Raw genomic sequence first — 15,068 nt, 5'->3', positions numbered from 1 at the left:
AGCCCCTTTGCAAAACTTCATCAAGCCAAGCCAAACGCCAACCTATGCCACGCGCATGCGCGCTACCTCTCACATCCGTACCAACGCTCATTGAATCGCAACACGCATCGTCTACGATGAAGATACATCTCGCATGCGAGTTATTGCGATGTCTACCCTCTCGCTTCCCGGCCGCATCAACCCGACATTCAGGCGAACAGCGGCACTCGCCTTCACGCTGCTCTGCGCAGGCTGCAACTTCACCGTCACGCCGCCGCAGCGACCCGCGGTCGTCACACCACCGCCCGCGGCGATCAACAGCCTGACACTCGATCAGTACCGTTCGGTCGTCGCGCAACGCATCCTCGAACGCAACCCGTCGTACGTACTGCGCGGCACTCCGCAGGCGATGCTGCGCTCGCTCGTCGTCGTGTCGTTCGTCGTGGATCGCAATGGACAGATCGTCGCATCGAGCGTCTTTCGCACGAACGGCGACGACGAAGCGGAGAGCACGGCGCTCACCTCCTTGCGACGCTCGGCGCCCTTGCCTCTGCCGCCACCGAAACTGCTGAACGCGAAAGGCCAGGTGGAAATGTTCGAAGACTGGCTCTTCAACGACAACGGCAAGTTCCAGTTGCGCACGTTCGCGTCGCCGCAGGCACAAACGATCGATTGAAACCGCGCTCGATGGGCCAAGGTTTCCGCCAACACGGCGGCTCGACGCCGTCGTTCGGCTGCCTGCAGCAAACGCACATCGAAGCGAATCGAAGCGCATCGAAACGGAACCCAAGCCGCTCCAACGAAGCCGCAAACAACGGCACGCAGCGCCCGCCTTGCTGTGCCCCGCCCGCCCTCGTTATAATTTTTTAAACATCTGCCGGAATCTCCGGCCATCGCTGCGTGCCGCGCGCTCACCCGCCCGCCGCACGCAGCACGACCGTCACGTTGCCGCGCCACCCGCGCGCGCGTCCGCCCGGTTTGCATCGTGCTTCGCTTTCGCGCCGCTTCACCCGCTCCGACGGCAACGCAACGCGCGCAGTCCCGTCAGCACGTTGCAAGCTGTCGACTCGTTGCACATGCAACGTCTCGCGTAGCAGGTTCGCCTGCACCGCTGTTCGCCACGTTGTGGGCACAATTGCGCGCGCACCCGCTTCGCTCCACACTTAGACGCACAAACAGACACACAAACGCGTGCCGCCCGCCCCGCGGCTGCGTCACGACATTTGGAGACCCTGCATGTCCACATCGCCCCTTTCTAGCGCGCAGCCCGGCGCAGACCGAAAGAGCAACGCTTCACGCGTGATCTTCGCGAGCTTCATCGGCACCGCGATCGAGTTCTACGACTTCTACGTCTACGCAACGGCCGCCGCGCTCGTCATCGGCCCGGTGTTCTTCCCGCACGGCTCGGCGACGGCGCAAGCGCTGTCGGCGTTCGTCACGTTCGGCATCGCGTTCATCGCGCGGCCGATCGGCTCGTTCCTGTTCGGCCACTTCGGCGACCGCATCGGCCGCAAGTCGACGCTCGTCGCGTCGCTGCTGGTCATGGGCCTGTCGACGACGCTGATCGGCTTCGTCCCCGGCTACGACTCGATTGGCAGCCTCGCGCCGATCTTGCTGTGCGTGTTGCGCTTCGGCCAGGGTATCGGCCTCGGCGGCGAATGGGGCGGCGCCGCCCTGCTCGCGACTGAAAACGCGCCCGCCGGCAAGCGCGGCTGGTTCGGCATGTTCCCGCAGCTCGGGCCGTCGATCGGCTTTCTCGCCTCCAACGGGCTGTTCTTCGGCCTCGCGCTGTCGCTGTCCGACGAGCAGTTCCGCAGCTGGGGCTGGCGCGTGCCGTTCATCGTCAGCGCGGTGCTGGTCGCGCTCGGCCTGTACGTGCGCCTGAAAATCGCGGAAACGCCGGCGTTCCAGGCAGCGATCGACCGCCAGGAGCGCGTGCGCGTGCCCGTCGCGACGCTGCTCAGCCGTCATCTGGGACCGGTGCTGCTCGGCGCGCTTGCGATGGTCGTCTGCTACACGCTGTTCTACATCTCGACGGTGTTCTCGCTGTCGTACGGCGTGTCGGCGCTGCATATCTCGCGTCAGAGCTTCCTCGGCATGCTGTGCGTCGCCGTCGTCTTCATGGCGCTCGCGACGCCGCTGTCCGCGTGGGCCAGCGACCGCTTCGGCCGCAAGCCGGTACTGATCGTCGGCTGCATCGCCGCGATCCTGTCGGGCTTCACGATGGCGCCGTTGCTCGGCAGCGGCTCGATGCCGCTCGTGCAGCTGTTCCTCATCATCGAGCTGTTCCTGATGGGCGTCACATTTGCACCGATGGGCGCGCTGCTGCCCGAGCTGTTCCCGACCAACGTGCGTTACACGGGCGCGGGCGTCGCGTACAACCTGGGCGGGATTCTTGGCGCATCGGTGGCGCCGTACATCGCGCAGATGCTGGCGGCGAAGGGCGGGCTGTCGTGGGTGGGACTGTATGTGTCGACGGCAGCCGTGGTGAGCCTGGTCGGCGTGCTGTGCATGCGCGAAACGCGCGATTCACGGTTGATGTAACTCATCGGCTATCGGCGTAAGTCGAAAGCGAAGCGGCCCCGGCGCGATGCATTGCGCCGGGGCCGTTTTTGTTTTGTAAGCCTGTCAAAGAAGCTTGAGTCCGTACGAACGAGAACCGGGAAACTCCCCTGCTTGCCGCCGTTTTTGACCTGCCTATACTCGAATCAAAGCAAGCGGTCATGTAGTCATGCTGAACGGGGAGGCATCGATGAACTTTCACCTGGGCAACGCGGATATCGTCGTCATCATCGCGCTGGCGCTGCTTGGCTCGCTGCTGCTCGCGCTGCGCTTCAAGCCGGCGAGCTGGAAAGGGATCGTCGTCGAAGCCGTCGCGGCCAATCTGGCCGCCATCGCCGCCGTCGTCGCTTTCGAAATGCTGATGGCCTGAGCGGCCATCAGCATCCATTGCCCGATCAGCGATAGTAGTAGCCGTGATGATGATAGCCACCGTCCGGCACCACGATACAGCCGCTCAGCGATGCCGCCAGCAGCGCGCCCGTCACCAAAGCCAAGATCAAGCGTTTCACGTTTTTTTCTCCCTTTCGAGTCAGTATCGTTTTATTCGAGCGAACCCCGAATGACCTCGATTGAACACGAACCTGACAGGGGCGACCGTTGCAATTTGTAAGCATCGACTGGGCTTGTGTTACAGGCGGCGAGCGCTCCGCTACGCTGCGAACCATCGCGATGACAGTCTCGCGGCACGGCAGGGATACGAGTCAAAGCGCATGAAGGCCGCCCGGAAAGCCTTCGCGGGCGCGGCTTCGAGAGAATGGGAGCAGGATGCGTCGCGAGCGTCGGCGAAACGCGCCGCCGAAAGCCAAAAGAAAAGCGACAGTTTTAACAGGCGTGTAATGGGCGCAATGACAATTGCGAGCGCATCAAGCGAACCTATCGCCACATGTCACAAGGAAACGGCAGACACGAATCCCGCGCGAAGCGTCGCCGCAAAATTCGAAAAAAATCAAAAATGGTTGAACTTGTTCACACCCGCGTGGTCTTTACGGATGTTGTACAGGTTTGTTCTGCAGGTTTCCTCTCGGTCCGCGCGCTTCAGGCGCGGGCTTTTCAGAGGCGCCTCGCGACGGCGTCCGAAATTGGGCGATTGCGCGTGCGCCTCTTTTCTTTTTTCTCGCGCCCCGCCCGCTTCCCCAGTCGACCTCAGGCCGCGGCGACCGATTTGCCCTGCCCGCCGAGACTGAGCGGGTCGGCATGCACGTGATCGATGGCGGCCAGCGCCTCGGCGACGGGCGGCACCGAATTGCCATCCCCAATCGAAACCGACCGGAACGGCACGTTATTCTCAAACGTTTCCCGCGACGTCGCGATGAAGATCATCACGGTGCGCTTGCCGAGCGCGTGCGCCAGATGGACGAAGCCCGTATCCACGCCGATCACAAAGTCCGACGCCGCGAGCACCTGGGCGATTTCGGTCACGCTCAGTTGCGGCAGCAGTTCCGCGCCTTCCACCTGATCGACGATCGCGAGCCCCTCGCTGCGCTCAGCCTGCGACCCCCACGGCACGACGACATGGAAGCCCCGCCGCACGAGGTCCCGCGCGATCGCGATCCAGTGTGCTGCCGGCCACTTCTTGTCGTCCTTGGATGCCGCGTGGAACAGCATCGCCAGCGGGCGTCCGCCCGTATCGACGAGCGGCCTGGCCGGCGCGGGAATATGCAGGTTGTAGTCAGGGGGATTATCGAGCGGATAGCCGAGCGCCGTGCTGACAGTCTCGCGCATGCCGCTCCAGGCATTGCGATCGCGCGGCGGCATGAACCGGCCCGTATAGGCGAATGCGGCGCCGCGCTCGCCGAGATGCTTGTTGCCATAACCGAGGCGCTTTCGCGAGCGCGACAGGAACGAGATGATCGCGCTCTTGTAGACGCCGTGAATATCGAGCGCGACGTCGTAGCGATACGCGCGCAGTTCGGCGATCGACTCCCAGATCGCCTTGAAATCCGACCAGCGACGCGCCTTCTTGAAGCGGCGCAGCGGTGCGCACAGCACACGGTCGGTGCCGGGATTCCAGCGGGCAATCTCGGCGAACGATTCGTCGACTGCCCAGTCGACCTCGACGCCGGGAAACGCGCGCTTCAGATCCGATACGATCGGCTGAGCCTGTATCACGTCGCCCATGGAGGTGACTTTGACGATGAGAATTCGCTTCATTGATGGCCCGTGTTGTGGCTGCTGTGGCTGCTTGCTAGCAATCTGCAATTTTAGCTGACCATCCCGACAATTGCCCGCAAAATGGGCAGCAGCAAATCTTGCCGGACCTGCCGCGTCGTTACCAGACGTTACTTCCCTTGACAGGCCGCCGCCCGCAGCCGGGTCATTCGGGCAACCATCCGGCCCGCTTTCGCCGTGCCACCGCCTGCGAGGCGACTATAATTTGCCCATTTCCCAGCCCGACTCCCCATGTCACGGACACCCCTGCTGTCCTCGAGCATCGGCCGGCGCGTACGGCGTCTGTGGCGTCAGTACGGCATTTTCTGGCTGGGCGCGATCGCCGTCGGTCTCACGGCCGTCTTCTATGCGCGGCTGATCGACTTCGGTTACAACGCTTTCCTCCATCTGCAGAACGAGCACCGGTGGCTCACGTTGTTTTTGACGCCCGCCGTCGCGGCGGCGTCGGTCTGGCTTACCCGACGCTTCTTTCGCGGCTCCGAAGGCAGCGGCATCCCGCAGGTCATCGCGACGCTGCATTCGAACACCAGCGCCGCCGGCATGCGGCTGCTCACGTTCCCCATTCTGCTCGGCAAGATCCTCGTGTCGTTTCTCGCGATACTCGGCGGCTTCACGATCGGGCGCGAAGGGCCGACCGTGCAGGTCGGCGCGGCGCTGATGTTCAACCTGCGCCGCCTCTACCCGCGCTCGAACGCACTGATCGAACGGCAACTGGTGCTGGCGGGCGCGGCGGCCGGCCTGTCGGCGGCCTTCAACACGCCGCTCGCGGGCATCGTCTTCGCCATCGAGGAACTCACACGCAGCTTCGAGGCGCGCGCCAGCGGCGTGCTGATCACGGCCATCATCATCGCCGGGATCATCGCGCTCGGGCTGAACGGTAATTACACGTACTTCGGCACGATCGACATCGGCACGCATTTCCCCGATTCGCTCGCGGTGGCTGTCGTCATCACGGGCATCGTGACGGGCATCGCGGGCGGCGTGTTCGGCTGGCTGCTGCTGAACACCGAGCGCTGGATGCCCGCGCCGTTGTTCTCGCTGAACAACGAGCGGCCCGTCGCGTTCGCCGCGCTGTGCGGCCTGGCCATTGCGGTGATCGGTCTCGTGTCGGGCGGTACGACCTTCGGCAGCGGCTACGCGGAAGCGCGCGGACTGCTCTACGGCACCGAGCATCTGTCGGTGTTCTATCCGCTGCTGAAGATGGCGTCGATGATCGGCTCGTATCTGCCGGGGATTCCGGGCGGCATCTTCGCACCGTCGCTGTCGATCGGCGCAGGCTTTGGCAACGTGCTGCACATGGCCTTCAGCGACATGCAGCTGCCGATGCTGATCGCGCTCGCCATGGTCGGCTATCTTGCGGCTGTCACGCAGTCGCCGATCACGTCGTTCGTGATCGTGATGGAGATGATCAACGGCCACGCGCTCGTGATTTCGCTGATGGCGACGGCGCTCGTGTCGAGCCGGATTTCGAGCGTGTTTGCGCCGCCGTTGTACGAGGCGCTGGCGAAGCGGTATATGACGCCCGCCGCATCTGCTGCGGCGCCTTCAGTCGAAGAAGAAAGCCGTAGCGAAGAACAGCCGACGACGCGCAACGAAGCAAAAGAATGAGCTTGCGGCAGATTGGCTTTCGCCATTGCCACTAAAAAATCGGGCGCATCCCGCAGAGATGCGCCCGACCTCCCCACAATCGTCAGTACACGACGATGCCGACCGGATGGTAATACACCGGGCGTGCCGGCACGACGACGCAACCGGCCAACGTGACCGCCAGCACGGCGATCGCGAGCAAGGTCCTTTTTCTCATTTGACGACTCCCTTGATGGTTGCGATTAAGCGCGCTCTCGGGCGCGTTCGGAGAACGGGCGGATGGCCACGCGCGATGCCGTCAACACGCGCCATCCCAGCCCGTTGGATTCACCCGGGCATCACGCCCAGTGGCCTTGCACCCAGTGCCAGTTCGGACCATGCGCGACCCAGTGGCCCGGCACCCAGTGATAGCCGACGCGCTCGACCTGCCAGTGACCCGCCACCCACACGTAGCGGCCGTGGTCCCAGCGCCAGTGGCCCTTGTCCCACACATAGCCCGCGCGCGGCGCGGGTGCGGCTTCGAAGCGTTCGACGGGCGGCGCGGACGGCGCCACGACGATCACTTCCTCAGCCGACGCCGACGCAGCGGCGGACAGACCGGACACCACGAGCACAGCGGAAACTGCGAGCAGACGAATCGACTTGTTCATGTTTTCACCTCTTGTGTCAGCACCGAATGACGGCGTTGTCCGTTCAATGCGCGAGGTGACGAAAGGGCTGACAGCGGACGTGTTACCGCGTGCCCTCAAGTGCAACGGATTATTTCGGGGGAGTTATCTCGGGGGTATCGACGGGAGAGCGTGCGCAGCGAATGTGCGCACGAAAAACGATGGCACAGCAAAGCGCGCCACCCGATGACGGTGACGCGCGTCAAGCGATAAAGAAGCTACAGACCGCTCAAGCCTGCGGAATCTCGATCTTGACCTCGAGCACTTCGAGGTCGTCGTGTCGTTCGAGATTGACGCGGATATCGTCGTCCGAAATCTTCACGTACTTCGAGATCACGGCAACGAGTTCACGTTGCAACGCGGGCAGATAATCGGCGGGCGCTTTGCCGCCTACGCGCTCATGCGCGATGATCAGCTGCAGGCGTTCCTTCGCTATCGACGCAGACTTCTTCTTCTCGCCCAGCAAAAACGAAAGAATGGACATCACGTTCGCCTCCCTTACTTGGTGCCGAAGAGGCGCTGCAGCAGGCCCGGCTTCTGGTAATCGGTAAAGCGAAGCGACTTCTGCTCGCCGAGGAAACGCGACACGACATCCTTGTACGCTTCGGCGACATCGGTGCCGTCGAGGTGTACAGCGGGCAAGCCCTGGTTCGACGCATGCAGCACGGCTTCCGATTCCGGAATCACGCCAATCAGGTCGATGCGCAGGATTTCCTGAATATCCGTGAGCGACAGCATTTCGCCTTCGCTCACGCGCTTCGGGTTGTAGCGCGTGATCAGCAGATGCTCCTTGATGGGCTCCTTGCTTTCGATCGCGCGCTTGGTCTTCGACGACAGGATGCCGAGAATGCGGTCCGAATCACGCACCGACGACACTTCCGGGTTCGTCACGATCAGTGCTTCGTCGGCGAAATGCATCGCGAGCAGCGCGCCCGATTCGATACCTGCCGGCGAATCGCAAACGATGTATTCGAAGTCCATCGCGATCAGGTCGTTGATGACCTTCTCGACGCCTTCCATCGTCAGCGCGTCTTTATCGCGCGTCTGCGACGCGGGCAGGATGAACAGGTTCTCGCACTTCTTGTCCTTGATCATCGCCTGGTTCAGGTTGGCTTCGCCCTGGATCACGTTGATCAGGTCGTACACCACGCGGCGCTCGCAACCCATGATGAGATCGAGATTGCGCAGACCCACGTCGAAATCGATCACTGCCGTTTTCGCGCCACGCAATGCGAGCGCGGATGCGAAACTCGCGCTCGTGGTCGTCTTGCCTACGCCACCCTTGCCCGAAGTCACCACAATGATTTTTGCCATTACCCTTTACCTTGTGTTCGTCTATTCGTCTATTGAGTCCGGCGGGAGTTCCATCGCGCAGCGCGCGCACTGCATGCGCGGCGCACGCGTCAGGTGAGCCGCAGCGGTTCGATCATCAGCTTTTCATCTTCGAGCCAGATCTGCACCGGCTTGCCATGCACGTCGGCAGGCAGCGGGTTCTCGGTCGTCCGGTAGATGCCCGCGATCGAGATCAGCTCGGGTTCGAGACACGTGCAGAAGATGCGCGCGTCGTGATTGCCGTGCACGCCCGCCAGAGCGCGGCCGCGCAACGGCGCGTAAATATGGATGTTGCCTTCCGCGATCACTTCGGCGCCGTTGCTCACCATGCCGAGCACGACGAGATCGCCCTTCGCGTAGATACGCTGGCCTGAGCGCAGCGGCTTGTCGACCACCATCGTCTGCGACGAGGTGCCGATGCGCACGGGCTCCGCCGCAGCCGACTCGGCTTGCTCCGGCTCGCGCGCGGCAGCATCCGCAGCGGGCGGCGTGTCTGTTTTCGCTGCAGCCTTTGCGTCGTCGCCGCCTGCATCCGTATTGCTCTTGCTGACGCGAGCATCCCGAGCGTCGCGTGCATCGAGCAGCGGCAGCCCCGCTTCGTTCGCCCACGCGTGCTGCGCGCTGTCGGCGACGACGCCGATGGGACGCATGCGCACGCTGTCCAGCAGCTTCGCGATGTCCGCAAGCGGCACGCGCTCGTTTTCCGCGAGACGGCGCACGTCGATCGCGACGGTGTCGTTCGCGAAGAATTCGGGTGTCGCCTCGAAGCGCCGGGTCAGCTCGGCACGCATCTCATCGAGGTTGGTCGTCTTGACGACAAACAGCAATGTGTCGACCGCGCCACTGCGCAGTTCAAAAAATGGCGATTTCTTCGGCGACATAGCGTTCGGCAAAAAATTTTGCGTATTTTACAGGCGTCCTGGCGAACGGTGAGCATTTTTGCCAATAAGTCTTCACGCGACAGGAAAATGCCGCGTGCGTGCTGGTCCGGGCCGGACGGATCGACAAAAACTGGGAAGAAAGCGCGCGAAACACGCGCCCGGAGAAACGATCGAAAGCGGCGAAAGGGGCTGGGAAGCGTTTAACCGGCCTGCCCGTGCGCGGGATCGTCGGATGCCTTTTCTTGCGGCACGTGCCGCACGAGCAGCGTCTGGAACTGGTCCGGCGCACGCGCAATACGCTCGTGTTCGCCCGTCGGGCCGAAGCCGAGGCGCTCGTAGAAGCGCATTGCGTTGCGGTTCTCGTCCGCGATCCATGCGTAGATTTCGGTGGCGCCCGCTCCCGCGAGCCACCCGCTTGCCGTGTTGACGAGCAACTCGCCGCCGCGCAGATGCCGCACGGCGGGCGCGACCCACAACTCGCTGACGAACGCGCGATGCGAGGGCGCGTCCTCGAAGCAGGCGCCGATCAGACCGGCGGGATGCCCTTCCGTGTACAGGATGAAAGATGTCGACGTGGCCGACGCGGCGTGCCGCGCGGCCGTTTCTTCGAACGTGGACGCATCGGCCGACAGCGCTTCTTCCAGCGTCTCGCCGAATGCGTAAGGCGCTTCGCGCAGCGAGGCGGTACGAAGCTCGCGGAAGACGACGCCCTGATCGGCTGCGATACGGCGAACGGTCAGTGAAGGACTCATGCGTTCGAAAATCCCTTAAATCCCTTGTGTCATCCGGGTAAAGCGCTAGCGCGTAGCTTTAACCGAACCGACGCGTGAGTCAAATCTTTAATTCGGCGCAGTGCGACCCAGCGCGCATGGGTTGACACGCGGCTACAAAACCGGCACACGCGAGGCCAGGCGTTTCGCGTCGCATCGTGCGCGAGTGGCCACGAACACTTTCAGCGCCGTCAGCTTGCAGGTCACTCGGGCACGCCGCCGCGCTTCGTGGCGCATCAGGGCGCCTCGTAGCGCCCCGTGCCGTCGGGCCACGGCGTGAGCAGCTCGTAGCCGTCGTCGGTGACGGCGACCATGTGCTCCCATTGCGCGGACAGCGAGCGGTCTTTGGTGACGACCGTCCAGCCGTCGCGCATCACCGACGTGCCGGCGCGGCCCGCGTTGATCATCGGCTCGATCGTGAACACCATGCCCGGCTTCAGGCGCACGCCCTGCCCCGGCTGGCCGTAGTGCAGCACCTGCGGGTCCTCGTGATAAACCTTGCCGATGCCGTGCCCGCAGTAGTCGCGCACGATCGAAAAGCCCTCGCGCTGCGCGATCTGCTGGATCGCATGACCGACGTCGCCGAGCGTCGCGCCCGGCTTGACCTGGCGGATGCCCGCGAGCATCGCCTCATACGTCGTGTCGATCAGCTGCTGTGCGACCGTGCTCGGCTCGCCGACCGTGTACATGCGGCTCGTGTCGCCGAAATAGCCGTCCTTGATGACGGCCACGTCGATGTTGATGATGTCGCCGTCCTTGAGGACCTCGGCGCGGTCGGGAATGCCGTGACACACGACGGAGTTGACCGACGTGCACACCGTCTTCGGAAAGCCCATATAGCCGACGTTCGCGGCAATCGCCTTCTGCGTGTCGACGATGTAGTCGTGGCAGATCGCGTCGAGTTCGCCCGTGGAGATGCCGGGCTTCACATGCTCGCCGATCATGGCGAGCACGTCGGCGGCGAGCCGGCCTGAGATGCGCAAGCGCGCGATGTCTTCGGGAGTCTTGTAGGTGATGGCCATGTCGTGTAAAGCGTTGGCGGCATGCATGGCACGGCGCGTTCAGCGTCATCGTGCGACGGGCGATCAGGCGGGCATCGCGCGCATCTGGCGCAACTCGCCTGGCACGGGATGGCCCGCAACGCAAGCCATGCAGCCATGCGTGCGGTTGTCGATCAGGCCATTGTACAGAGTCTGCCCGCGCGGCCGCTTCAGACCCCGCAGCGCATCTGCGGCTCAACCGGGCGGCTCAACCCGGCGGCGCGCTCCGGATCGCCGCGGCGATGTCGCGGCTCACGGCGGCGAGCGCCCGGCTGTGCGCGGCGACGAGCGCGGCATCGTCCGCGCCCTGCACCGGCTCGCGTATCGTCGAGCGGCCCGTCAGCAAGGCCGTGCGGCCCGTCACGCGCACGGTCCACAGCGCGTCGACGGCGACGGCCTCGCCCGGCATCGAATCGAACTGCAGGATATCGACGCGCACGCGGTACGCTTCCGTGCCCGCCACCATCTGCGACGACACCGACACGCGCTGCGAGCCGAGCAGCCGCGTCAGGTCGGCGGCGATCACATCGGCCACGCCGCTCTTGAGCGGCTCGCCCCAGCGCGCGAACTCGTTGAGCTTCACTTCGTTGCCCGACACGCGTGTCACGAGCTGCGGCCGGTCGACCAGATCGGGCACCGTCACGGGCCCGACCACGACCGACACCGACAGTGGCGCGCCCGCGCTTTCGAGCGTCGTGTCGGGACTCAGCGTATAGAAGTTCGAGGGCGGCGAGCTGCAGGCGGCCAGCAAGGTAATGGCGGCGGCGGCGCAAACGCATGCGCCGGGCGGGAGCATCGATCGCTTCACTTTGCGTCCTCCTGTTTGCCTCGCAGCAGCGCTTCGGGATGGCGTTGCAGATAATCCGAGAGCGCGCGGAACGACGCAGCCGTGCGCGCGAGTTCGCGGATCGCGTCGCTCGTGTCCTGCTGCAGCGTCGAATCGGGCGCAAGCGCGCTATTCGCCGAATTGAGCGTAGCCTGCGCCGCCGACAACGTGCTCTTCGCCTGCGGCACGACCTGCGTATTGAGGCTCTGCATTAGCGTACCCGCATCGGCGAGCGCCTGCTGTGTATTCTTGCCGATCTGCTCGATCGGCAGTTTGTCGATGCGCGCGACGATCCGGTTGATCGACTCCTGCAGCGATTGCAGGCCGCTCGGCTCGGTCGGCAGCTCGGCGGGCGTGCGGTTCCAGTCGACGGTCGCCTTCGGCGCGCGCGGGAAGAAATCGAACGACACATACAATTGGCCGGTCAGCAGGCTGCCCGTTTTTAGTTGCCCACGGAAGCCGCGCGACACGAGGAAATCCGCAATCGTCTTTGGATCGCGCATGACACGCCCGTCTTCAGGCTTGCCAGTCGCATAGCGCGACGTGAAGCGCTCCGGATAGAACTTGATCTCGACAGGAATGCTGATCTGTTTCGTGACGGGATCGAAGCGCGTATAGATCGCCGCCACTTCGCCGAGCACGATGCCGCGAAAATCGACGGGCGCGCCCACCGTCAGGCCGCGCACCGATTCCTTGAAATTGAGCACATAAGTATCGACGATGCGGTCCTGCACCTTCATCGCCTCGGCGCGCGTCGCGAACAGCGTGAACGGCGTGCGCGCCTGCGCTTCGGGCTGTGCCAGCGACGCCGCGGGCGTTTCGAACGCCAGCCCGCCGATCAGGATCGACACCAGCGACTGCGTGTTGATCTTCACACCATCCGTGCCGAGCGCGACATCGATGCCGCCTGCTTCCCAGAAGCGCGAATCACTCTTCACGTAGCGGTCGTACGGCGCGTTCACGAAGATATGCATGGTGATGCCGCCGCCGTTCTTGTCGAGTTCGTACGACGTCACCTGCCCGACGCGCAGGCGGCGGAAATAGACCGGCGAGCCGACATCGAGCGAAGCCAGGCTCGACGCGTTCAGCACGAACTCGCGCCCCGGCACGTCGCTCGCGAACACGGGCGGCACTTCCAGTCCGGTGTAGTCGCGCCGCTCATTCTTCGCACGGCCAATGTCCATACCGATGAACGCGCCTGACAACAATGTGCTGATGCCCGACACGTTGCCGCCCGTCACGCGCGGCCGCTCGACCCAGAAGCGCGTGTCGTCGACGAGCATGTCGGTGGCGTCGCGCGTCAGTTCGGCCGTGGCGACGACGGTCTTGTAGTCCTTCGACAGCGCAACCTTCTTCACGACGCCGATATCGACGTCCTTGAACTTGATCTTGGTCTTGCCCGCTTCGAGCCCTTCGCCTGTCTTGAAGCTGATCGTGATGGTCGGCCCTTGCGAGAGCACCGCCTGAACCGCGAGCCAGACGCCGACCAGCACGGCGACGACGGGCACCAGCCAGATCCACTGGATGTGCCAGCGCTTGCGCGGCACGGCGACGGTGTCGGGCAGGTCGGGCGGCCGGTTCATTCGGTTTTCCTCGCATCCCAGATGAGCCGCGGATCGAACGACATCGCGGCGAACATCGTCAGCACGACGACCGCGCCGAACGCGATCGCGGCAGGACCGGCGCGCACGGTAGCGAGCGCGTTGAACTGCACGAGCGCCGTGAGCACGGCGATCACATAGATATCGAGCATCGACCAGCGCCCGACCAGTTCGACGAGCCGGTAGATGCGCGCGCGCTGGTCCGGCTGCCAGGTGGAGCGGAAATTGGCCGAGATCGCGAGAAAGCTGATCGCGAGAATCTTCAGCATCGGCACCGCGATGCTCGCGATGAAGACCAGCACCGCAAGCGGCCACGAACCCGAGGTCCACAGATACACGACACCGCTCATGATCGTGTCCTTCTGCGCGCCGAACAGCGAGCTCGTGTCCATCACGGGCAGCACGTTCGCCGGGATGTAGAGGATGATCGCCGCGATCAGGCAGGCCCAGGTGCGCGCGAGGCTGTCGGGCTTGCGCAGATGCAGATGCGCGCCACAGCGCGGGCAATGCGTGGCATGCGCCGGCACGTGCACGGCGGCATGCACGTTCGCGTAGTCGCGTTCGTCACGCGCCTGCGCGGGCGCGGCGCGAGTCAGCAAGCCGCAGTCGTGGCACACGCACAGGCCGCACGCTGCTGCCGTCTCGGCAGGAAACAGCATATCGCTGTCGAACGCGGGGCCGGCATCGGGCACGCCCTGGAGCCGCGACCACAGATCGCGCGCATCGAACGCGGAGGCGGCGGCAGCGAGTAACAGCATCAGCGCGCCGAACGACCACAACGACGGCCCCGTCACCACCGACGCGATATGCGCAAGCTTCACCAGCGCGACGAGCAGACCGAGGATCAGCACCTCCGTCATGCCCCACTCCTGCGCGACACGCAGCGAGCGGAACACGGCATCCGCGCGATACGGCGTGCGCCCGAGCCGCAACGGCAACAGCAGCCACACGAGGCCGAGCGCCTGGCACGCGGGCATCAGCATCGTCGTGATGAAGATCAACGCCGACAGCGGCCACATGCCATCCCGGTATAGCACGCGCACCGCGCCGAACAGCGTCGTTTCGACGAGATCGCCGTTCACCGACAGACCGACGATGGGAAACGCGTTCGACACGATCCACAGCACGCAGGCGGCGAGCGCGTAGGCAAGCGTGCGGTCGAGGCTGTTCGCGTGACGCCGGTACAGGGTCGCGCGGCAGCGGCAGCAACGCAGCGCGCCTTCGGGCGGCACGGTGCTTTCGCGCTGGAGCAGATCGCATTCGTGACAGGCGATCACTGGCGTGCGCGTCGCGTGGCCGAGATACGCGGACGACGTCTCGCTCATTTCGCGCTCTGCGCGGCCGCATCGCCGCTGTGTTGCGCTGCCTGGGTGGTCAGGCCTTCGGCTGTGATGACCCAGCCGCCGCCCATCGCCTTGTACAGGTTCACATACGACACCAGCACGCCCGCCTGAGTCTGCGTCTGGTTCAGCTGCGCGTTGAAGAGGCTGCGCTCGGCATCGAGCACTTCGATATAACTCGTGTAGCCGCCTTCGTACCGCAGCCGCGCAAGATGCGCGTACGTCGCCAGCGCCTCGACCTGCCGTACCTGCACATCGAACTGTTCACGCACCTTCTGCGACGAGATCAGCGCGTCGTCGACTTCCTGGAACG

General features: G+C 64.3%; 16 protein-coding genes. 4 read left to right on the top strand and 12 right to left on the bottom strand.

Annotation, left to right across the window (positions count from 1 at the left end):
- The first annotated feature begins 148 nt into the window (after positions 1 to 148).
- Positions 149 to 655 (top strand): TonB C-terminal domain-containing protein, encoded by a 507-nt coding sequence (locus SB822_RS41710; RefSeq protein WP_007583322.1) that lies wholly within the window; start codon positions 149 to 151, stop codon positions 653 to 655.
- A 235-nt stretch (positions 656 to 890) separates the two neighbouring features.
- On the opposite strand, the gene SB822_RS41705 is transcribed toward SB822_RS41710, so the two are convergent.
- Positions 891 to 1,037, bottom strand: coding sequence for a hypothetical protein (locus tag SB822_RS41705; protein ID WP_158660484.1), 147 nt, complete (start codon positions 1,035 to 1,037; stop codon positions 891 to 893).
- A gap of 178 nt (positions 1,038 to 1,215) precedes the next feature.
- Between SB822_RS41705 and SB822_RS41700 the strand changes: the two genes are divergently transcribed.
- Positions 1,216 to 2,523 carry an MFS transporter gene (locus tag SB822_RS41700; RefSeq protein WP_090838085.1) on the top strand — a complete coding sequence of 436 codons (1,308 nt, stop codon included), beginning with the start codon at positions 1,216 to 1,218 and terminating at the stop codon, positions 2,521 to 2,523.
- A gap of 208 nt (positions 2,524 to 2,731) precedes the next feature.
- On the top strand, positions 2,732 to 2,911 hold the full coding sequence (locus SB822_RS41695) for a hypothetical protein (protein ID WP_007583328.1): 180 nt from the start codon (positions 2,732 to 2,734) through the stop codon (positions 2,909 to 2,911).
- Positions 2,912 to 3,684: 773 nt separating this feature from the next.
- On the opposite strand, the gene waaC is transcribed toward SB822_RS41695, so the two are convergent.
- The gene (waaC, locus tag SB822_RS41690) at positions 3,685 to 4,692 is read right to left on the bottom strand and encodes a lipopolysaccharide heptosyltransferase I (protein ID WP_090838089.1); all 1,008 of its coding nucleotides are present in this window, start codon (positions 4,690 to 4,692) and stop codon (positions 3,685 to 3,687) included.
- Between the two features lie 249 nt (positions 4,693 to 4,941).
- Here waaC and SB822_RS41685 point away from each other — a divergent pair, with 249 nt between their 5' ends.
- Entirely contained in the window at positions 4,942 to 6,318 is a 1,377-nt protein-coding gene (locus SB822_RS41685) for a chloride channel protein (protein ID WP_090838091.1), read from the top strand.
- A gap of 317 nt (positions 6,319 to 6,635) precedes the next feature.
- Here the strand turns inward: SB822_RS41685 and SB822_RS41680 are convergent, their stop codons facing one another.
- From SB822_RS41680 to SB822_RS41635, 10 genes are all read right to left on the bottom strand, one after another.
- The gene (locus tag SB822_RS41680; protein ID WP_090838093.1) at positions 6,636 to 6,947 is read right to left on the bottom strand and encodes a YXWGXW repeat-containing protein; all 312 of its coding nucleotides are present in this window, start codon (positions 6,945 to 6,947) and stop codon (positions 6,636 to 6,638) included.
- Between the two features lie 247 nt (positions 6,948 to 7,194).
- Positions 7,195 to 7,449, bottom strand: a complete 255-nt coding sequence (minE, locus tag SB822_RS41675) for a cell division topological specificity factor MinE (protein ID WP_007583338.1) — start codon at positions 7,447 to 7,449, stop codon at positions 7,195 to 7,197.
- A 14-nt stretch (positions 7,450 to 7,463) separates the two neighbouring features.
- Complete coding sequence (gene minD, locus SB822_RS41670) at positions 7,464 to 8,279, bottom strand: septum site-determining protein MinD (protein WP_007741582.1); 816 nt, start codon at positions 8,277 to 8,279, stop codon at positions 7,464 to 7,466.
- Positions 8,280 to 8,368: 89 nt separating this feature from the next.
- Positions 8,369 to 9,178 carry a septum site-determining protein MinC gene (gene minC / locus SB822_RS41665; RefSeq protein ID WP_007741583.1) on the bottom strand — a complete coding sequence of 270 codons (810 nt, stop codon included), beginning with the start codon at positions 9,176 to 9,178 and terminating at the stop codon, positions 8,369 to 8,371.
- Between the two features lie 200 nt (positions 9,179 to 9,378).
- Positions 9,379 to 9,930: a GNAT family N-acetyltransferase gene (locus SB822_RS41660; protein ID WP_007741584.1), complete on the bottom strand. Its 552-nt coding sequence runs from the start codon at positions 9,928 to 9,930 to the stop codon at positions 9,379 to 9,381.
- Positions 9,931 to 10,184: 254 nt separating this feature from the next.
- Positions 10,185 to 10,970: a type I methionyl aminopeptidase gene (gene map / locus SB822_RS41655; RefSeq protein WP_007583347.1), complete on the bottom strand. Its 786-nt coding sequence runs from the start codon at positions 10,968 to 10,970 to the stop codon at positions 10,185 to 10,187.
- Positions 10,971 to 11,196: 226 nt separating this feature from the next.
- Positions 11,197 to 11,796, bottom strand: coding sequence for a PqiC family protein (locus SB822_RS41650; RefSeq protein WP_007583349.1), 600 nt, complete (start codon positions 11,794 to 11,796; stop codon positions 11,197 to 11,199).
- Entirely contained in the window at positions 11,793 to 13,397 is a 1,605-nt protein-coding gene (locus SB822_RS41645) for an intermembrane transport protein PqiB (RefSeq protein WP_090838094.1), read from the bottom strand. The genes SB822_RS41650 and SB822_RS41645 overlap by 4 nt, the downstream gene beginning before the upstream one ends.
- A complete protein-coding gene (locus SB822_RS41640) occupies positions 13,394 to 14,740 on the bottom strand; it encodes a paraquat-inducible protein A (RefSeq protein WP_090838096.1) in 1,347 nt (448 codons plus the stop codon). Before SB822_RS41640 ends, SB822_RS41645 begins: the two co-directional genes overlap by 4 nt.
- On the bottom strand, positions 14,737 to 15,068 hold a 332-nt coding region (locus SB822_RS41635), incomplete at its 5' end, for a TolC family protein (RefSeq protein WP_410857450.1). The genes SB822_RS41640 and SB822_RS41635, both read right to left, overlap by 4 nt.

Source organism: Paraburkholderia sp. SIMBA_054 (assembly GCF_046534875.1).
In the GTDB taxonomy this organism is placed as follows: Bacteria; Pseudomonadota; Gammaproteobacteria; order Burkholderiales; family Burkholderiaceae; genus Paraburkholderia; species Paraburkholderia hospita.
Note: the sequence above shows the minus strand (reverse complement) of the source record. Positions and strands in the feature narration are given on the sequence as shown.